Here is a 17,313-nt window from a genome sequence, read left to right as displayed (position 1 = left end):
TTCCTCATGCGGAGCCTTCCCCCTGCGATAACAGCGACAGCATCTCGGCCGCGACCGAGACGGCGATCGCGGCCGGATGCTTGTCGCGGATCGACGCGATGCCCATCGGGCAGGCGAGCCTCGCCAGGGCCGCCGGCATGTGGCCGCGCGCCACCAGGCGGCGCTCGAAGGTTGCGCGCTTGGTGGCCGAGCCGATCAGGCCCAGCCAGTGGAAGTCGCCGCGGCGGAGCACGGCGTCGACCACGTCCAGATCGAGATCATGCGAGTGGGTTGCGACGATCCAGAGCGCCTGCGAGGGACCGTTGGCGACCTCGGCCACGAGGTCGTCCGTCCGCACCGGCTGGAAATTCGGGGTCGGCTCAGGCAGGTGATGGGCGCGCGGGTCGACGAGCGTGATGCGCCAGGGCAGGGGCTGCAGCACGTGCAGGATTGCGCGGCCGACATGGCCGGCGCCGAAGATCATGACGTCAGGCGCATCGGCCGGCGCGTCCTCGGCGACCGGGGCGGCCACGCGCTCCAGGGCCAGGCGGACCCGCCCGCCGCAGCACTGCCGGAGGCTGGGGCCGAGCGTCAGCTCGAGCTCGTCCTGCGTCGCACCGCTGGCCAGCATCCGCTTGGCCGCGTGCATCGCCTGCCATTCGAGCTGGCCGCCGCCGATCGTGCCGAGCACTCGGGTGGCGGTAACGTGCATGACGGCGCCGGCTGCCCTGGGCGTGGAGCCTTCGGCGTCGAGAACGGTGACCCGGATGGCGGCCTCGGCGCTCATTCGGCAGCGGTCGGCAGCTCGACCGGCTGTGCCCGCCGGCTTCGCAGCTCCTTGACCGCGAACAGCACCCGTTCCGGCGTGGCCGGGGCATCCAGGCGCGGCGAGCCGCGGCCGGGTGCGGCGGCGGCAACCGCGTCCTTGATCGCCTGGAAAGCAGCGATCGCCAGCATGAAAGGCGGCTCGCCCACCGCCTTGGAGCGATGGACGGAGGGCTCCCGGTTGCGGCCGCTCTCCCAGATCCGGACCCGGAAGTCCTTGGGCAGGTCGGAGGCGCAGGGGATCTTGTAGGTGGAGGGCGCGTGGCTGCCGAGCTGGCCCTCCTTCGTCCACCACAGTTCCTCGGTGGTGAGCCAGCCCATGCCCTGCACGAACGCGCCCTCGATCTGGCCCAGGTCGATGGCCGGGTTCAGCGAGCGGCCGACATCGTGGAGGATATCGGCGCGCAGAATGCGGTTCTCGCCGGTGAGCGTGTCGATGACGGCCTCGCAGCAGGCGGCACCGTAGGCAAAGTAGAAGAACGGGCGGCCCGACGCCTTCTCGCGGTCGTAGTGGATCTTAGGCGTGGCGTAGAAGCCGGTGGCGGAGAGCTGGACGCGGGCCATCCAGGCTTCCTTGGCCAGCTCGCGCAGGCTGATCGGCCGCTCGCCCAGGAGCACCTGGCCGTCCTGGAAGACGATCCTGTGCGGGGGCAGGCCGTATTTCCCGGCCGCGAACGCGATCAGCCGCTCCTTCAGCACGCGCGCGGCCGCCTGGGCAGCCATGCCGTTCATGTCGGTGCCCGAGGAAGCGGCGGTGGCCGACGTGTTGGGGACCTTGCTGGTGTCGGCGGCGGTGATGCGGATCTGGCTGGTCGGGATCTGCAGCTCCTCGGCCACGACCTGCTGGACCTTCACGTAGAGGCCCTGGCCCATCTCCGTGCCGCCATGGTTCAGCAGCACCGAGCCGTCCGTGTAGAGCTGGATCAGCGCACCGGCCTGGTTCAGGTGGCTGGTCGTGAAGCTGATGCCGAACTTGACCGGGGTGAGCGCCAGGCCGCGCTTGAGGATCGGGCTGTCTTCGTTCCAGCGGGCGATGGCGTCGCGACGGGCGCGGTAGTCGGAACTTTCCTCCAGCTCGGCCAGCATCTCCGGCAGGACGAAGTCCTCGACCTCCATGTGGTAGGGGGTCAGGTTGCGCGGGGCCGGGCCGTAGAAGTTGGCCTTGCGGACATCCAGCGGATCGCGGCCGAGATGGCGGGCGATCTCGTCGATCACCTCCTCGATGCCGATCATGCCCTGCGGGCCGCCGAAGCCGCGGAACGCCGTGTTGCTGACCGTGTGGGTCTTCATCCGGCGCGAGCGGATCAGGACGTGCGGAAAGTAATAGGCATTGTCGGCATGGAACATCGCCCGGTCGGCGATGGCCCCGGTCAGGTCAGCGGAGCAGCCGCCGCGGGCGGCCTGGTCGAACAGGATGCCCTGGATCCGGCCCTCGTCGTCGAAGCCCACCTGGTAGTCGATCAAAAAGTCGTGGCGCTTGCCGGTCAGCGTCATGTCGACGTCGCGGTCCAGGCGGAACTTGACGGCCCTGCCGGTCTTCTGCGCGAGCACGGCGGCGATCGCCGCGATCTGGTTCGCCTGAGTCTCCTTGCCGCCGAAGCCGCCGCCCATCCGCCGGCACTCGACCCGCACCTGCGCATCCAGCACGCCGACGCAGCGCGCCACCACGTGCTGGACCTCGGTCGGGTGCTGCGTCGAGGAGTGGATGTCGAAGCCGCCATCGTCGGTCGGCACGGCCAGCGCGATCTGGCCCTCCAGGTAGAAATGGTCCTGGCCGCCATGGCGGAACCGCCCGGTCAGGACATGCGGCGCGCGGGCGATCGCGGCATCCGGCTCGCCTCTGCCCATCCGGTGGGGCGGCAGGAGGTCCAGGTCCTGCTGGAGCGCATCCTCCAGATGGATCGCCGCCGGCAGGTCCTCATAGGCGATGTCGGCCAGGAGCACGGCCTTACGGGCTGCCTGGTAGGAGGTGGCTGCCACCGCGAACATGGCCTGCCCCGCATACTCCACCGTGTGTTGGGCAAGCGCCGGCTCGTCGAGCAGGACCGGACCGATCTGGTTGGAGCCGGGGATGTCGGCACCGGTCAGGACCGCGACCACGCCGGGGGCGGCTGCAACCCGGCTCAGGTCCATCCGCACGATCCGCGCATGTGCCCGCTTGGACTGCCCGACCGCGGCATGCAGGCAGCCCTGCGGCTCCGGCAGGTCGTCCACGTAGCGGGCGCGGCCGGTGACGTGGAGCTGGGCCGAGTCGTGCGGGATGGCTGCGTGCGCCGCCGCGATCCTGGTCATGCCGCGACCTCCAGGTCATGGACCCTGGCGGCGAGACCGGGCCGGGTCACCTCGTGGAACAGGCGGCGCAGCATGTTCTGGGCGGCCTCGCTGCGATAGGCGGCACTGGCGCGGACGTCGTCGATCGGCTGGAAGTCACGGCCAAGCGCGTCGCAGGCCGATTCGACCGTCGCTGCCGTCAACGGGCGGCCACTCAGCGCCTGCTCGCTGGCCAGCGCCCGCTTCGGGATCGCTGCTAGGCCGCCGAAGGCCAGCCTCGCCTGTGCCACGACACCGTCCCGCAGCACCAGCCGGAAGGCGCCCATGACCGCGGAGATGTCCTGGTCGAAGCGCTTGCTGAGCTTCATGGCCTTGAAGACCTCGCCGTCGACGGGCCGCGGGACGACCAGCCCCTCGGCGAACTCGCCCGGCTGCAGCGCCGTCTTGCGGTAGGCCAGGAAGAACTCGGACAGCGGGACCGTGCGCCGCTCGTCGCCGCGGCGCAGGACCAGGCTGGCGTCCAGGGCCAGGAAGGCCGGCGAGCCGTCGCCGATGGGCGAGGCGTTCATCACGTTGCCGACGACGGTACCGGTCTGGCGGATCTGCACGCAGGCAAAGCGCCTGATCAGCTCGCCCAGCTCTGGCCGTTCCTCGCCAAGGATCGGGTGCGCATCGTAGAGGCGGACGGCAGCCCCGATCCGCAGATCCGTCTCCGTCACGGCGATCTGCCGGAGATCGTCACAGGCGCCTGTCCAAATGATGTCGTCCAGGTCCTGCAGGCCCTTGGTCACCCACAAGCCGACATCCGTGCCGCCCGCCAGCAGCGTGGCGCCGGGCGTCTCGGCCAGGCAGGCCGCCAGCTCGTCGCTGCTGCGTGGTGCCCGGAACCGGCCGCCTCCGCCGCGAAAGTCGAGCATTTCGTGGCCGGCGGGCCCGACCGTGGCGGGCCGTGCTTCCACCGGACCTGCGGCCGCGGCTGCTTCCAGGATAGGCCGATACCCCGTGCATCGGCAGAGATTGCCCGCCAGCACGTCCTCGGGCATCAGATGCTCGGCATGGGTCCGGTCCAGTTGCTGGCCCGCCAGCGCCATCACGAAGCCCGGCGTGCAGAAGCCGCACTGCGAGGCATGGTAGTCGACGAAGGCCTGCTGGATGGGGTGGAGCGGACGCGAGGGCGATGCCAGGCCCTCCACGGTCAGGACCTCGCGGCCGTGCAGCGTCGGCAGGAACAGGATGCAGGCATTGACCGCGCGCCACCGGGGCTCGCCATCGACCAGATCGCTCACGACGACGGTGCAGGCGCCGCAATCGCCTTCGGCACAGCCTTCCTTCGTACCGGTCAGATGACGATGCTCGCGCAGGTACTGGAGCAGGGTCGTGGTCGGGTGAAGCCCGGCCACGTCGACCATTTCTCCGTTCACGCTGAAGCGCAGGACGTCCAACGATCAGCTCCCACGATAGGTCGAGTACGACCAGGGCGAGACGAGAAGCGGCACATGATAATGCGCATCAGCGGCAATGCCGAAGCGCAGGGGTACCTCGGTAAGGAACGGCGGGTCCGGCAATTGGCTGCCCAGCCGGTCGAAATACCGGCCGACCTGGAATAGCAGCTCGTAGGTGCCGGTCGCGAACGACGCTGCCTCCAGAAGCGGCCTATCGCATCGCCCGTCCTCGTTGGTCAACGTTGACAGCAGGAGTTCCCGATCGCCATCCGGCCGGATGCGATGCAGCGACAGCTCCATGCCGCGCGCGGGCATGCCGTGCGCGGTGTCCAGGACATGGGTGGTGAGCTTGCCCATCGCTTCTTTCCTTGCCACGGGAAGAGGGTCCTGCAAGGTCCGGGCCGTGGTCAAGCACTACGGAGCGCCGCATGCCCACCATGGCCGACGTGGACCGGATGGACCGTACCAGTTTCGTGGGCCGGTTCGGCGGGATCTTCGAGCACAGTCCCTGGGTGGCCGAACGGGCCTGGGACCACCGCCCGTTCTCGACGCTCCAGAACCTGCATGCCGCGATGGTGCAGGTGGTGGGCGATGCGGCGGCAGGCGAGCAGGATGACTTGATCCGTGCCCACCCGGACCTGGCGGGCAGGGCGGCACGCGCGGGCGACCTCACTGCCGATTCGGCCAGGGAGCAGGCCTCGGCCGGCCTGGACCGGCTGAGCGAGGAGGAGTTCGAGCGTTTCCATGCGCTGAACGACGCCTACCGGACGAAGTTCGGCTTCCCGTTCATCATCGCCGTGCGCGGGGCTGGCAAGGATGCCATTCTCCAGGGCTTCGAGCAGCGGCTGGCGAACGACCTCGACGTGGAGCGGCGGACGGCGCTGGAGCAGATCGCGCGAATCGCCTGGTTCCGTTTGTCCGACCTCGTGCCGGGCTGACGAAGGGTGCATCGCTGGATGCGCCCGTTGCTGCTCTTCTGCCCTAGCATTGGGCAGCCCGCGGACCGCGAAGCTTGTCATGGGCGGGTGGCACCGTGTTTGCTGCGCAGGCGAAGGGGCGCGAAAGGCTACGTCGATCATGCAGAACCAAATGCAAACGAGCGCAGCTGAGCCGGATACAAATGGCTGGCAGGGCGCGCTTCGCGGTTACGACCCCGGCATCTTCTATTGCGAGATGCTCCGGTCGTCCGAGCGCTCGGCGGCCATTGCGCGGGTCGCCTCGAAGCTGGACACGATTTCCCTGGAGACCTTGCGTGCCCGTGCCGGCGACGCGGAGACCGAGCTCTACAATCTCGGCATCACCTTCACCGTGTACAGCGACAAGGACGCGATCGACCGGATCCTGCCCTTCGACCTGATCCCCCGGATCCTGACCCGCGGCGACTGGCAGCATATCGAGCGCGGCACGATCCAGCGCGTGCAGACCTTGAACCTGTTCCTGCACGACATCTACCACAACCAGAAATGCATCAAGGACGGCATCATCCCAGCCGACCTCGTGCTCGGCAACGCGAACTACCGCAAGGAGATGGAAGGGCTGGACCTGCCGTTCGGCACCTATGTGCATGTGAACGGCATCGACCTCGTCCGCGGCCGCGACGGCACCGTCATGGTGCTGGAGGACAATGCCCGCTCGCCGTCGGGCGTGTCCTATGTCGTGGAGAACCGCCACTTGATGATGCGGGCCTTTGCCGACCTGATGGACGGCGTGCCGGTCATGAAGGTCTCCGATTACGGCCAGCGGCTCCACCAGGGCCTGTCCGAGGTGGCGCCGGCCGCCATCGACGAGCCGCAGGTCGTGCTCCTGTCGCCCGGCGTGTTCAACTCGGCCTATTTCGAGCACGTGTTCCTGGCCCGCGAGATGGGCGTGCCGCTCGTCGAGGGTCGCGACCTGTTCGTGGACGAGGACCGCGTCTTCATGAAGACGATCGCCGGGCGGATGCCGGTAGACGTCATCTATCGGCGGCTGAACGACGACTTTTTGGACCCCGAGGCGTTCAACCCGGATTCGATGCTGGGCGTGAAGGGCCTGATGCGGGTCTATGCCAAGGGCAACGTGCAACTGGCCAATGCGATCGGCACCGGCGTGGCGGACGACAAGGCGATCTACGCCTATGTCCCGCGCCTCGTGCGCTACTATCTCGACCAGGATGCGATCCTGCCCAATGTCGAGACGCTGATCTGCCGGGAAAAGCCGGCGCTGCAGCAGGTGCTGGACCGGCTGGACCAGATGGTGGTGAAGCCGGTCGGCGAATCCGGTGGCTACGGCATCACGATCGGGCCCAAGGCCACGCAGGCCGAACTCGACGACCAGCGGGCCAAGCTCCTGGCCAATCCTGCCAACTTCATCGCCCAGCCCATGATCGACCTGTCGGTCTGCCCGACGCTCACCGACGACGGCATCGAGCCCCGGCACGTTGACCTCCGCCCGTTCGCGGTCACCGGGCGGTCGACCTGGGTGCTGCCGGGCGGGCTCAGCCGGGTCGCGCTGCGCAAGGGTTCCCTGGTCGTGAACAGCTCGCAGGGCGGCGGCTCGAAGGATACCTGGGTGCTCGGGGAGGACGTGCGATGACCCGGCTGCTGGCCCGCTATGCCGAGTGCATCTTCTGGATGGGCCGCTATGTCGAGCGCGCGGAGAACCTGGCGAGGATCCTGGATGTTCAGGAGACCTTCTCGCGGGACAGCCGCGGTGCCCATGACTGGGGCACAGTGCTGGACATCAATGCCGACCGCGCGCGCTTTGGCGAGCGCTACGGGGCGCCGACCGCCCAGGCCGTGCTGCGCTACTACGTCCTGGACCGGGAGAACCCGAACTCGCTGGTCAGCGACATCTGGGGGGCCAGGGAGAACGCCCGCACGCTGCGCCCGCTGATCACCACCGAGATGTGGGTTCAGCTCAACGTCTTCTACAACCGGGTGCTCAGGCTCGGGGTCAACGATCTCGCGGAAGAGCGGCTCTCCCGGCTGTGCTCCCAGATCAAGGACGGCTGCGACGCCCATTTCGGGATCACCGCCGGCACGCTCTACCGGGACGAGGCCTGGACCTTCTACGAGCTGGGCCGTTCCATCGAGTGCGCCGACCAGACCACGCGGCTGCTGGATGCCAAGCTGATCGCGGCGGCCAAGCGCCAGGACGACGACGTGGTTGCGGATGCCAGCTACTGGACAGCGCTGCTGCGCTCCGCGGCCGGCTACCAGGCATTCCGGCGGCGCCACCCGCGCGGCGTGACCCAGGAGAAGGTGACGCTGTTCATGCTGTGCGACCCGTCCTTCCCGCGGTCGGTCGCGCACCACCTGAGCTCGATCGAGGAACACCTGCACCTGCTGCGCCGGCAGTACGGGCTGAAGGCCGCCAACCGGGCCATCGAGCACCTGGACGGGATGTTCGACGATGTCGACCCCATGAAGGTCAGCAAGATCATCGCGTCCGGCACCGTCCACCAGCTGGACGACTTCATCCAGCGCAGCCTGATCGAGCTGACGGCCATCCTGGGACGCAGCTTCTTCGGCTGGCCGGTGGAAGACCCGTCCAGGGAACCCGCCCAGGCGGCATGAGGATCGCTACCCTGTCCTCGCGTGCCGGCAGGCGGATGCAAAAGCGGCTCCTGACGGCGGACCTGGTCGAACGGGTCCACCGGGCCATCGACGATCCCGGTCCCCAGCCGGAACAGGTGCCGCTGGACGACGATACGTACCGGCGCATGACCGAGGAGGTCCTGGAACAGGTGGATCCAGGCCAGGGCCTGTGGATCTTCGCCTACGGGTCGCTGCTGTGGAACCCGACCTTCTCCTATGCCGGCCACCTGCCCGGCACCGTTCATGGCTGGCATCGGGCCTACTGCCTCCACCTGACCCGCTGGCGCGGGACGCCGGAGGAGCCGGGGCTGATGCTGGCCCTGGACCGGGGCGGCTCGTGCCAGGGTGTGCTGTTCCGCCTGCCGGAGGGGGACGAGGCGAAGGACATCGAGCTGCTGTTGCGCCGCGAGATCGTGTTCCACCGTCCGGGCAACCTAGCGCACTGGTTCCGGGTCAGGACCAGCCAGGGGCCTATCCGGGCGCTGGGCTTCGTCGCCAACCGGCAAAGCCCGATCTACCGCCCGGAGCCGCCGCTCGAAACCTGCGTGGCGATGCTGGCCCGGGCCTGCGGCCATGGCGGCTCCTGTGCCGAGTATCTCCACAAGACCGTGGAGGCGCTGGAGCAGCACGGCATCCGCGACAACCATCTGTGGCGCCTGCAGGAACTGGTGGCCCGGCGGATCCGGATGGATACGGGCGGCGGCATCTGACCTGTTGCCCTGCTGAAGTCACGCCTTAGAATTGGTGAGGTTGTTACGTCCGTGCCACGGGCGTACAGGTCTTCGCCCGGCTATCCGGCCTGCCGGAACTGGCGCTTCGCGTGCCCGTTCTTCCGGCAAGGCGCGAGATGGCCCGTCGGAGGCGACAACATGACGATGGTGGCCACGCTCAAGCAGAAGCACCTGACGTTGGTTTCTCCCGAGGTCCAAGGCAACGATTCCGAAGCGCTCTGGCGCCAGCTCCGCTGGGAGGCCGAGGAAGCCTGCGCGAAGTCGCCGATGCTGGCGCCGCTCTTCCTCGATTCGATCATCAACCAGCCGAGCTTCGAGGTCGCGGTGTTCCACCGGATCGCCGCACGGCTGAAGAACGACGTCATCTCGCAGCCCCTGATCCTGCAGGCCTTCCACCGCGCGGCCAGCGCCGAGCCCGAGATCGCCGAGGGCCTGCGCGCGGACATTATGGCGGTCTACGACCGCGACCCCGCCTGCGAGCGCCTGATCGAGCCGCTCCTGTACTTCAAGGGCTTCCACGCGATCCAGACGCACCGGCTGACGCACTGGCTGTGGAAGTCGGGCGAGCGCGATTTCGCCCTGTACATGCAGAGCCGCACTTCCGAGGTGTTCCAGACCGACATCCACCCGGCGGCCCGGATCGGCCGGGGCATCCTGCTGGACCATGCGACGGGCCTGGTGGTCGGCGAGACGGCGGTGGTCGAGGACGACGTGTCCCTGCTTCAGGGGATCACACTGGGCGGCACCGGCAAGGAGGCAGGCGATCGTCATCCCAAGGTGCGCCGCGGCGTCATGATCGGGGCGGGTGCGAAGATCCTGGGCAACATCGAGATCGGTGCCTGCGCCAGGATTGCCGCGGGCTCGGTTGTCCTCAACCCGGTGGCGCCGCGGACGACGGTGGCGGGCGTGCCGGCCCGGCCGGTGCGGGTCGCAGCCTCCTGCGACACGTCGCGCAGTGCCGACGAGATCCTGAGCGAGATCTCCTACGCCTCGTTCGACTACGCGATCTGAGCGGTCAGCCGCGCCAGGCGACCAGCAGGGCACCGGCCCCGATGAGCAGCACGCCGGTCCAGTTGGCCGCCGAGAGGCGCTCGCCCAGGAACGCCACGCCGACCAGGGCGACCAGCACGACGCTGAGCTTGTCGATGGGCGACACGCGCGCGACGTCGCCCATCTGCAGCGCCCGGAAGTAGCATAGCCAGGAGGCGCCGGTCGCCAGGCCGGACAGCACCAGGAAGAGCATCGTGCGGCCCGAGATGGCCTGGGCTGGCCGCCACTTGCCGGTGCCGACGAGGATGCAGGCCAGCGCGGCCACCACCACGATCGTGCGGATGAAGGTGGCAAGGTCGGAATCGATCGCCTCGACCCCGACCTTGGCAAAGACGGCGGTCAGTGCGGCAAAGCAGGCGGACAGGATCGCCCAGAACTGCCAGGACGACAGCAGCATGCTCATGCGCCGCAAGCCCTGCCGTTCAGAGGCGGTACCAGCGCACCGCGTTGTCGTGGAAGATCGCCCGGCGCTCCGTTTCCGTGTACTGGGCGGTCGCCCGGTCCACGATCTCGACCCAGCGCGGGTAGGGCATCGCCAGCACCGAGACCGGCCAGTCGCCGCCGAACATCACCCGGTCCGTGCCGAACATGTCGACCGCCCGGTCCATGTAGGGGCGAAGCTCCGCTTCCCGCCAGCCCGCGTGGTCCGCCTCGGTGGCCACGCCGCTGAGCTTGCAGATGACGTTGGGGAAGGAAGCCAGGGCCTTGATGAAGGTCCACCAGGGCTCGACGATGCCTGCCTTGATCCCGGGCTTGCCGATATGGTCCAGGACGAAGCGGACCTCGGGATGGCGCGCCACCAGCTGGAGGACGGCCGGGAACTGGCGGTGAAAGATGCAGAGCTCGAAGTCGAACCCGTAGCGCGGCAGGAGGGCCAGGCCCTCCTGGAAGTCCGGGCGCAGGCAGAAGGCGTCGTCCTGCTCGTTCTGCAGGAGCCGGCGCACGCCCTTGACCAGGCCGATCTCCGCCAGTGCCTGCAGATGCGGCTCGACGCCCGCTCCCTGCTCCAGGGGCGCATGGGCGACGATGCCGGCCAGGCGCGGGTCGGTCTTGGCGAGGCCGGCGATCCGCCTGGCCTCGTCCAGGCTCCGCCCGGGGACCACGTCGCATTCCACGAACACGAACTTGTCGAGGGCCACCTCGCCCCGGTGCTCGTCCAGGTCGGCGATGCCGTAGGGCCGGTTCAGGGCCGGCGCGCCGGCGCACCACTCCATCGGGATCTCGGCCGGGTCCCAGAGATGGACGTGGGTGTCGACGATCGGGAAATGCGGCACGGGCTTCCTCCCTCGTTCTTCCGGGCTTCGTTCTTCCGGGCCAGGGTCAAGCGCCCCAGGGCTCGACCAGCCGGTGGTGGCGGTGGGTCGGTATCATGCGGCGCGCCTCCACGACACGGGCATGATCGAGACGCGCGGTCACGAAGCCCGGCCCGTCGCTCGCCTGCGCGATCACCGCCCCCCAGGGATCGACCACCATGGAATGGCCCCAGGAGGCGCGCTTGCTGGCGGGATGAGCACCGGACTGGCCGGGTGCCACGACATAGGCGCCGTTCTCGATCGCCCGGGCACGCAGCAGGACCTCCCAGTGGTCCTTGCCCGTCTGCAGGGTGAAGGCCGACGGGACCATGAAGACGTCCGCGCCGCGCCGCGCCAGCAACTGGAACAGCTCTGGGAAGCGCAGGTCGTAGCAGATCGTGCAGCCGACGGTGAACGCGCCCTGGCGATAGGTGGCCAGATCCTGGCCGGGTGAGATCCCGTCGCTCTCGCGGAACGCCCGGCCATCCGGTGCGGTCACGTCGAACAGGTGGATCTTGCGGTAGGTCGCCACGGTCTGGCCGTCCGGCCCCAGCACGACCGTCGTGTTGTAGGGCCGTCCCTGCGGCCCTTCCTCCAGGAAGCTGCCGCCATGCACCGTCACGCCATGCCGCCTGGCGAGGGCCTGGAGCATGCGGAAGGCCGGCCCGTCCGGGATCGTCTGCGCGGCGGCCGCGCGAGTGGCCGCGTCCCCGCCGATCAGCGTGAAGGTCTCGGGCAGCACCACCAGGTCGGGCCGGTCAGCCAGGATCGCCTGCTCGGCCAGCCGTTCCGCCTGCGCGATGTTGGCGTCGAGGTCCACGTCAGCGGCCAACTGGATGAGCGAAACGCGCATGGACCTTCTCCGGGCTGGACAAGTTGCGAGCCGCAGCGATACCGGCTCGGGGTCGGCGCGACGCTCGCGTGGCATGGGCGCGGCGGATCGCCTGAAGGAACAAACCATTGGACGCCACGGTGTTCGCGGTCGTCATCACCGCGGCGGTACTGCATGCGAGCTGGAACGCGCTCGTCAAGACCGGCGGCGAACCTGAGCTGCGCCTGGCGCTGGTCGGGCTCGCCATTTCGGCGATGACGATCCCCTTCTGCCTGTTCGTCCCGCCGCCGCCCGCCGCCGCCTGGCCCTGGCTCCTGGGATCTGTCGCCTCGCACCTGGCCTACTATGAGCTCTTGGCCCGCGCCTACCGGCTGGGCGACCTGTCGCAGGTCTATCCGGTGACGCGTGGCCTGGCCCCGCCTGCAGCGGCCCTCCTGGCCTGGATCATCATTGGCGAGACCCTGGAGCCAGCCGGGATCGTGTCCGTCGTGGTCATCGGCTTCGGCATCGTCGCCCTGGCCGCGACAGGCCCGGGACTGATGGCCGGTCGGCATGCGCTGGTGCCGGCGGTGATGAATGCCTGCGTCATCGCCATCTACTCGATCTGCGACGGCATGGGTGCCAGGGCCGCGGGCGATGCCTTGCCTTATGTCGTCTGGCTGTTCGCCCTGGACGGGCTGCCGTTTGCGGCACTGGTCCTGCTGCGGCGGCGAAACGCCCTCCTGCATGCCGTGCCGGTCCTATGGAAGCCGGTGACCATGGCGGGTGCGATGTCGCTCACGGCCTACGGCCTGGTGATCTGGGCCATGGCCCGGGCGCCGATCGCCTATGTGTCGGCGCTGCGGGAGACGTCGGTCGTGCTGGCAGCGTGGATGGGTACCCGCCTCCTGCGCGAGCCGTTCGGCGGGCGGCGCATCGCCTGCGCTGCCTTGGTCGCCCTGGGCGTGGCTGCCCTGCAGCTCAGCCGGACGCACTGAGCGGATCTAGATGGCTCCTTCGATCAGCTCCGTCAGCTTGTCGAGCATCTGGCCCCAGCCTGTCTTCCGGTCGGCAGGATTGTCGCTACCATCAAGAAAGGCTGCCTGCTCCGTCAGGACCAGCATGGTGCCGTCCCCGTCGGCCAGGAACTCGACCGTCATCAGCGAAGCGGAGATCCGGCGGCCATCGCCGTCGTCGATCGTGTAGCTGGACACGATCCGCCGGTCCTGGACGATGTCATCGTAGCGGCTGTCGGCGGTGAACATGGGCCCGCCCGGCGGGCCGAACCGCGCCACCTCGCGTGCACCCAGGCGGAACTCCCGCTTCGCATCTGCCTCCCAGTCGGTGCCGGGCGATTCCCACCGCGCCCGCTCCGCAGGATCGGACCAGGCCCGGAACACCCGCGCCGGGCTTGCCCGCAGTGGGCGCTCGATCACGATCGTCGCATGCTCAACCGTCCGTCGATCCACCATCTCCTCCCTCCTTCTTGCCGTCATCCCTGGCCAGATACCCGGCCAACCGGTCGAGCTTGTGCTCCCAGTGCGCCCGCCGGCTGGCGAACCAGTCCTCGGCCGTCCGGAGGACGGCCGGCTGGATCCGGCAGGTGCGGACCCGCCCCACCTTCTCGCTCTGCACGAGTCCGCTCGCTTCCAGCACCTGAAGATGCTGGACGACGGCGGACAGCGACATGTCGAACGGCTCAGCCAGTTCCTTGACCGAGGCCGGGCCGCGGCAGAGCCGCTCCACCATGCTGCGCCGGGCCGGATCGGACAGGGCCTGAAAAACGAGGTCGAGCGGTACTGAATGGTGAAGCATTTACTTAACTATCATCGACGAGCCCGTGCTGCAAGCACGCTGCGCCGGCTCGTGGCGGCCTCAGATCAGCCGCTGGGTCCGGAAGCTCAGATGCTTGCCCTTGCCGACGATCACGTGGTCGTGCACCTCGATGCCGGCGGCGCCGAGCAGGGCGACCACTTCCTTGTTCATCTCGACGTCGGCCTTGGATGGCGTCGGATCGCCGGACGGATGGTTGTGGACCATGATGATCGCGGCCGCATCCAGGTCGAGGCAGCGCTTGAGGACCTCGCGAGGGTAGAGCGGCGTGTGGTCCACCGTGCCACGGCTCTGCACTTCGTCGCGGAGCAGGATGTTCTTGCGGTCGAGGAACAGGAGGCGGAAGTGCTCGGTGCCCTCGTGGCTCATCGTGACCGACAGGTAGTCGATCAGGGCCGACCAGGAGCCGATCAGCGGCCGGTCCTTCAGCTCCTCCTTCAACGTCCGCCGCATCAGGTGGTGCACGGCCTTCAGGAGGATCTGGGTGAAGCGCAGATCCTCGTCGTGCTGGGCGCGCCGCTGCTCGTCGACCGCCTGGGGATCAAGGCCAAAGACCTCGCCGTAGCGCTCGGGTGCCGCGGCCAGCACGCCGCCCAGACTGCCGAACCGGGCGATCAGGGCCTTGGCGATGGGCTTGGTGTCGCGCCGGTAGACGGAGAAGAACAGGAGCAGCTCGAGGAGCTCGTAGTCGGCCAGCGCCCCTTCGTCGCGGGCTTCCGCGAAGCGGGTGCGAAGCCCGTCGCGATGGCCGTGATAATGCTTGCTGCCCCATCCAGCGCCCTTGTCGGGATCGCCGGCCGGCGCCTCGGCAAGGCCGGGACCCGTGGCACCGATGCCCTCGGCGAACGACCGCAGCGCGTCCTCCGAGGCGAGCAGCCAGGCCTTGCGGCTGCCGTCGAACCGGGCCTGCAACTGCTTCAGGCGGTCCTTGAAGGCCCAGGTGCGCCCGACCACCGCGAACCGGTCGGCACCGGCCTCATCCGTCTCCCGCGTGACCGCCAGCCCATGGGGCCGCAAACTGTCGCGGATCGCCGGGTCGACGTCGAACATGGGTCAGGGTCCGTCCAGGCGGGTGAAGATCTCGACGCCGGTTTCCGTCACGCCCACCGTGTGCTCGAACTGGGTGGAAAGGCTTCCGTCCCTGGTCACGATGGTCCAGCCGTCCGCGAGCTTGACGGTCTCGAAGCCACCCCGGTTCACCATGGGCTCGATGGTGAAGAACATGCCGGGTCGAAGCTCGAGGTCGTGCGCCAGGTCGAGATGGTGGCGGACCTTGGGCGGCTGGTGGAAGGCCTGGCCGATGCCGTGCCCGCAATGGCTGTGGACGACCGAACAGCCATGGGTCTCGACGAGCGACTGGATGGCCTGGCCGATGGCGGACAGGCGGCTGCCCGGCCGGACCGTTCCGATCCCCGCCCGCAGGGCATCCTCGGCCAGCCGCACGAGTGCCTGCTGCTCCTGCCCGATCCTGCCCACCGGGAAGGTCCGGCAGCTGTCGCCGTGCCAGCCGTCCAGCAGGGTGGTGATGTCGATCTTCAGGAGATCGCCGTCTTCCAGGGCCTGGTCGTCGGGCATGCCGTGGCAGACCACCTCGTTCGGCGACATGCAGGTGGCATATGGATAGCCCTGGTAGCCCAGCGGTGCCGGCACGGCGCCATGGTCGCGGATGAAGGCTTCGCAGAGACGGTCGAGCTGTCTGGTGGTGCGGCCGGGTGCTATCTCGCCGGCAATCATGTCCAGCGTCCGCGCGGCCAGCCGCCCGGCCGCCCGCATGGCGGCGAACGCCTCGGCATGGTGGATCGGGACGGCTTGCTCATCGAGATCGCGGCGGGGCATGGCTTCCAGCCTTCTAAACCTACGGTAGAAATTCAGCAAGAGTCACCATCCTGGTCAGCCATGCCACCCGGCTCGCGCCCATAGCCTGCGGACGCACGGGCGGGGTAGAGCTTCGGCAGCAGACACCACAATTGATGTCGACACGGCGCGCATCCGGATCACGCGCCTTTCCTGGAACCTGGATAGGGTAGGCAAGCATGAGCGACCAGCCGACGGCCGCAGTCCTGATCATCGGCAACGAGATCCTGAGTGGACGCACCCAGGACGTGAACCTCGGCTACATCGCAAGGGAACTCGGGGAGATCGGCGTGCGCCTGGCCGAGGCGCGGGTGGTGCCCGACATCGAGGTCGAGATCATCGACGCGCTGAACGCCCTGCGCGGCCGCTACACCTATGTGTTCACGACCGGCGGGATCGGCCCGACCCATGACGACATCACCTCGGCCTGCGTCGCCAAGGCGTTCGGCCTGCCGTTCGGCCGCCACCCCGAGGCCGAGCGCCGGCTGCTCGACTATTTCCCGCCGGAGAAGGTGAACGCCGCCCGGATGCGGATGGCGGAAACGCCGGAGGGGGCGGAACTCATCGACAACCCCGTCAGCATCGCGCCGGGCTTCCGGGTCGAGAACGTCTATGTCATGGCAGGCGTGCCCAAGATCATGCAGGCCATGTTCGACGGCATCAAAGCCAAGCTGAAGGGCGGGCCGAAGCTGCGCTCGAAGAGCCTGACCATGTACACGCCGGAAGGCGAGGTCGCGGAGCCCCTGGCGCTCATCCAGCACGACCACGCCGAGATCGACATCGGCAGCTACCCCTTCACCCGGGACGGCCGCTACGGCACCACGATCGTGTTCCGCGGCGTGGACGAATCCGTGCTGGAGCGTGGCTTCCAGGCCCTGCAGGCCTGGGCGAACGATCGCGGGGTCGAGACGAAGCAGGAGGCCTGAGCACGGGTTCCGGTGGCCGGCCGGTCTTGCTAGGTTCGAGCACCGGCCCCGCTTGGCGAAACCGGTAGACGCAAGCGACTTAAAATCGCTCGCCGCAAGGCATGCCGGTTCGAGTCCGGCAGCGGGGACCACGTAAGTTCAGTGACTTAGCAGATGTTGCGGATCGACCCGGAGAATTGCCGGCGCATCAGGTAGCACCCAGGTAGCACCTGTTGATGTCTGCTCTGCGCGGCTAGATCACTTTGGAAGAAGCGTGAGCAAACAGCACAAGCATCAGCATTTTGTCCCGCAAAGCTACTTGTCGGCTTGGACAGACAAGAGTGCTCCTCCAGCATATGATCCATATGTTTGGGTTCGGTCGCGTGCAGGCGAGATGCGGAGGCGTGCTCCTAAGGGCATCTTCCATGAAAACGATATGTATACGTTCAAGACCTCCGGAGGTGAGAGAGACCTCCGACTTGAACGTCAGCTTTCTATCGTGGAAAACGACTTTGCCAAAGTGCGTAGGAGATATCTGGAGCGGCAGGTCGTTCTCTCGGAAGGTGCGTACATAGACTTATGTTCGTTTGCGGCCTCTTTGCTTGTGAGAGCCCGTTTGAGAATGTGCTCAGTGGCTGATACGGCGTAGGAGCAGGCTGCCCATGGCGACGTGGATGAAGGCTTCAGACACGTCGAGCCTGGCCTCATAGTCGCGCACCAGGCGGCGCCAGCGGATCATCCAGCC

General features: G+C 68.2%; 19 protein-coding genes, 1 tRNA gene and 1 pseudogene. 9 read left to right on the top strand and 12 right to left on the bottom strand.

All coding sequences use genetic code 11. The annotated features are described in order from the left end of the window. Positions 1-4: 4 nt before the first annotated feature. Genes xdhC through uraH form a run of 4 tightly spaced genes read right to left on the bottom strand, consistent with a single transcriptional unit; the run spans position 5 to position 4,874 of the window. Positions 5-766, bottom strand: coding sequence for a xanthine dehydrogenase accessory protein XdhC (xdhC, locus tag VHL31_RS05020; RefSeq protein WP_329660108.1), 762 nt, complete (start codon positions 764-766; stop codon positions 5-7). After that, positions 763-3,096, bottom strand: coding sequence for a xanthine dehydrogenase molybdopterin binding subunit (gene xdhB / locus VHL31_RS05015; protein ID WP_329660107.1), 2,334 nt, complete (start codon positions 3,094-3,096; stop codon positions 763-765). Before xdhB ends, xdhC begins: the two co-directional genes overlap by 4 nt. Beyond that, complete coding sequence (gene xdhA / locus VHL31_RS05010; RefSeq protein WP_329660106.1) at positions 3,093-4,517, bottom strand: xanthine dehydrogenase small subunit; 1,425 nt, start codon at positions 4,515-4,517, stop codon at positions 3,093-3,095. Before xdhA ends, xdhB begins: the two co-directional genes overlap by 4 nt. Positions 4,518-4,520: 3 nt before the next feature. Further along, on the bottom strand, positions 4,521-4,874 hold the full coding sequence (gene uraH / locus VHL31_RS05005) for a hydroxyisourate hydrolase (RefSeq protein WP_329660105.1): 354 nt from the start codon (positions 4,872-4,874) through the stop codon (positions 4,521-4,523). A gap of 71 nt (positions 4,875-4,945) precedes the next feature. Here uraH and uraD point away from each other — a divergent pair, with 71 nt between their 5' ends. From uraD to cysE, 5 genes are all read left to right on the top strand, one after another. Further along, complete coding sequence (gene uraD / locus VHL31_RS05000) at positions 4,946-5,455, top strand: 2-oxo-4-hydroxy-4-carboxy-5-ureidoimidazoline decarboxylase (protein ID WP_329660104.1); 510 nt, start codon at positions 4,946-4,948, stop codon at positions 5,453-5,455. A gap of 151 nt (positions 5,456-5,606) precedes the next feature. Next, positions 5,607-7,088, top strand: a complete 1,482-nt coding sequence (locus VHL31_RS04995) for a circularly permuted type 2 ATP-grasp protein (protein WP_329660103.1) — start codon at positions 5,607-5,609, stop codon at positions 7,086-7,088. After that, complete coding sequence (locus VHL31_RS04990) at positions 7,085-8,071, top strand: alpha-E domain-containing protein (RefSeq protein ID WP_329660102.1); 987 nt, start codon at positions 7,085-7,087, stop codon at positions 8,069-8,071. Before VHL31_RS04995 ends, VHL31_RS04990 begins: the two co-directional genes overlap by 4 nt. Beyond that, positions 8,068-8,802 carry a gamma-glutamylcyclotransferase gene (locus tag VHL31_RS04985; protein WP_329660101.1) on the top strand — a complete coding sequence of 245 codons (735 nt, stop codon included), beginning with the start codon at positions 8,068-8,070 and terminating at the stop codon, positions 8,800-8,802. The genes VHL31_RS04990 and VHL31_RS04985 overlap by 4 nt, the downstream gene beginning before the upstream one ends. Before the next feature lie 159 nt (positions 8,803-8,961). Then, a complete protein-coding gene (gene cysE, locus VHL31_RS04980; protein WP_329660100.1) occupies positions 8,962-9,834 on the top strand; it encodes a serine O-acetyltransferase in 873 nt (290 codons plus the stop codon). Positions 9,835-9,838: 4 nt separating this feature from the next. Here cysE and VHL31_RS04975 read toward each other — a convergent pair whose 3' ends face one another. The 3 genes from VHL31_RS04975 to VHL31_RS04965 are packed head-to-tail and all read right to left on the bottom strand — an operon-like array spanning position 9,839 to position 12,018. Further along, the gene (locus VHL31_RS04975) at positions 9,839-10,276 is read right to left on the bottom strand and encodes an EamA family transporter (protein WP_329660099.1); all 438 of its coding nucleotides are present in this window, start codon (positions 10,274-10,276) and stop codon (positions 9,839-9,841) included. Between the two features lie 19 nt (positions 10,277-10,295). After that, complete coding sequence (locus tag VHL31_RS04970) at positions 10,296-11,147, bottom strand: amidohydrolase family protein (RefSeq protein ID WP_329660098.1); 852 nt, start codon at positions 11,145-11,147, stop codon at positions 10,296-10,298. Between the two features lie 46 nt (positions 11,148-11,193). Further along, a complete protein-coding gene (locus VHL31_RS04965) occupies positions 11,194-12,018 on the bottom strand; it encodes a carbon-nitrogen hydrolase family protein (RefSeq protein WP_329660097.1) in 825 nt (274 codons plus the stop codon). 107 nt (positions 12,019-12,125) lie between these two features. Between VHL31_RS04965 and VHL31_RS04960 the strand changes: the two genes are divergently transcribed. After that, positions 12,126-12,974, top strand: a complete 849-nt coding sequence (locus VHL31_RS04960; protein WP_329660096.1) for an EamA family transporter — start codon at positions 12,126-12,128, stop codon at positions 12,972-12,974. Between the two features lie 6 nt (positions 12,975-12,980). Here VHL31_RS04960 and VHL31_RS04955 read toward each other — a convergent pair whose 3' ends face one another. The 4 genes from VHL31_RS04955 to map are packed head-to-tail and all read right to left on the bottom strand — an operon-like array spanning position 12,981 to position 15,645. Continuing rightward, on the bottom strand, positions 12,981-13,448 hold the full coding sequence (locus tag VHL31_RS04955) for an SRPBCC family protein (RefSeq protein WP_329660095.1): 468 nt from the start codon (positions 13,446-13,448) through the stop codon (positions 12,981-12,983). After that, on the bottom strand, positions 13,426-13,791 hold the full coding sequence (locus VHL31_RS04950) for a metalloregulator ArsR/SmtB family transcription factor (RefSeq protein ID WP_329660094.1): 366 nt from the start codon (positions 13,789-13,791) through the stop codon (positions 13,426-13,428). Before VHL31_RS04950 ends, VHL31_RS04955 begins: the two co-directional genes overlap by 23 nt. A 60-nt stretch (positions 13,792-13,851) precedes the next feature. Beyond that, positions 13,852-14,859: a JAB domain-containing protein gene (locus VHL31_RS04945; RefSeq protein WP_329660093.1), complete on the bottom strand. Its 1,008-nt coding sequence runs from the start codon at positions 14,857-14,859 to the stop codon at positions 13,852-13,854. 3 nt (positions 14,860-14,862) lie between these two features. After that, on the bottom strand, positions 14,863-15,645 hold the full coding sequence (gene map, locus VHL31_RS04940) for a type I methionyl aminopeptidase (protein WP_329660092.1): 783 nt from the start codon (positions 15,643-15,645) through the stop codon (positions 14,863-14,865). A gap of 197 nt (positions 15,646-15,842) precedes the next feature. Between map and VHL31_RS04935 the strand changes: the two genes are divergently transcribed. The 3 genes from VHL31_RS04935 (at position 15,843) to VHL31_RS26860 (ending at position 17,217) form a co-directional block, all read left to right on the top strand. Next, positions 15,843-16,589: a competence/damage-inducible protein A gene (locus VHL31_RS04935; RefSeq protein WP_329660091.1), complete on the top strand. Its 747-nt coding sequence runs from the start codon at positions 15,843-15,845 to the stop codon at positions 16,587-16,589. Positions 16,590-16,635: 46 nt separating this feature from the next. Then, positions 16,636-16,720 (top strand) — tRNA-Leu (locus VHL31_RS04930). Positions 16,721-16,842: 122 nt separating this feature from the next. Further along, positions 16,843-17,217: a DUF4238 domain-containing protein gene (locus VHL31_RS26860; protein ID WP_414653638.1), complete on the top strand. Its 375-nt coding sequence runs from the start codon at positions 16,843-16,845 to the stop codon at positions 17,215-17,217. On the opposite strand, the pseudogene VHL31_RS04925 reads toward VHL31_RS26860, so the two are convergent. Further along, a pseudogene (locus VHL31_RS04925) lies at positions 17,197-17,313 on the bottom strand (IS5/IS1182 family transposase); the annotation flags it as partial. The gene VHL31_RS26860 and the pseudogene VHL31_RS04925 sit on opposite strands and share 21 nt — an antisense overlap.

Source organism: Geminicoccus sp., assembly GCF_036263595.1.
Taxonomy (GTDB): domain Bacteria; phylum Pseudomonadota; class Alphaproteobacteria; order Geminicoccales; family Geminicoccaceae; genus Geminicoccus.
This window is presented reverse-complemented; position numbering and strand designations above follow the sequence as displayed.

What these genes read in the sequence shown, in the direction of transcription:
- map (WP_329660092.1), bottom strand. Translation starts at nt 15,645, where the DNA reads ATGCCCCGCCGCGATCTCGATGAGCAAGCCGTCCCGATCCACCATGCC.
- cysE (WP_329660100.1), top strand. Translation starts at nt 8,962, where the DNA reads ATGACGATGGTGGCCACGCTCAAGCAGAAGCACCTGACGTTGGTTTCT.
- uraH (WP_329660105.1), bottom strand. Translation starts at nt 4,874, where the DNA reads ATGGGCAAGCTCACCACCCATGTCCTGGACACCGCGCACGGCATGCCC.
- VHL31_RS04935 (WP_329660091.1), top strand. Translation starts at nt 15,843, where the DNA reads ATGAGCGACCAGCCGACGGCCGCAGTCCTGATCATCGGCAACGAGATC.
- uraD (WP_329660104.1), top strand. Translation starts at nt 4,946, where the DNA reads ATGCCCACCATGGCCGACGTGGACCGGATGGACCGTACCAGTTTCGTG.
- VHL31_RS04995 (WP_329660103.1), top strand. Translation starts at nt 5,607, where the DNA reads ATGCAAACGAGCGCAGCTGAGCCGGATACAAATGGCTGGCAGGGCGCG.
- VHL31_RS04950 (WP_329660094.1), bottom strand. Translation starts at nt 13,791, where the DNA reads ATGCTTCACCATTCAGTACCGCTCGACCTCGTTTTTCAGGCCCTGTCC.
- xdhB (WP_329660107.1), bottom strand. Translation starts at nt 3,096, where the DNA reads ATGACCAGGATCGCGGCGGCGCACGCAGCCATCCCGCACGACTCGGCC.
- VHL31_RS04985 (WP_329660101.1), top strand. Translation starts at nt 8,068, where the DNA reads ATGAGGATCGCTACCCTGTCCTCGCGTGCCGGCAGGCGGATGCAAAAG.
- VHL31_RS04990 (WP_329660102.1), top strand. Translation starts at nt 7,085, where the DNA reads ATGACCCGGCTGCTGGCCCGCTATGCCGAGTGCATCTTCTGGATGGGC.
- xdhC (WP_329660108.1), bottom strand. Translation starts at nt 766, where the DNA reads ATGAGCGCCGAGGCCGCCATCCGGGTCACCGTTCTCGACGCCGAAGGC.
- VHL31_RS04975 (WP_329660099.1), bottom strand. Translation starts at nt 10,276, where the DNA reads ATGAGCATGCTGCTGTCGTCCTGGCAGTTCTGGGCGATCCTGTCCGCC.
- VHL31_RS04955 (WP_329660095.1), bottom strand. Translation starts at nt 13,448, where the DNA reads ATGGTGGATCGACGGACGGTTGAGCATGCGACGATCGTGATCGAGCGC.
- VHL31_RS04945 (WP_329660093.1), bottom strand. Translation starts at nt 14,859, where the DNA reads ATGTTCGACGTCGACCCGGCGATCCGCGACAGTTTGCGGCCCCATGGG.
- VHL31_RS04965 (WP_329660097.1), bottom strand. Translation starts at nt 12,018, where the DNA reads ATGCGCGTTTCGCTCATCCAGTTGGCCGCTGACGTGGACCTCGACGCC.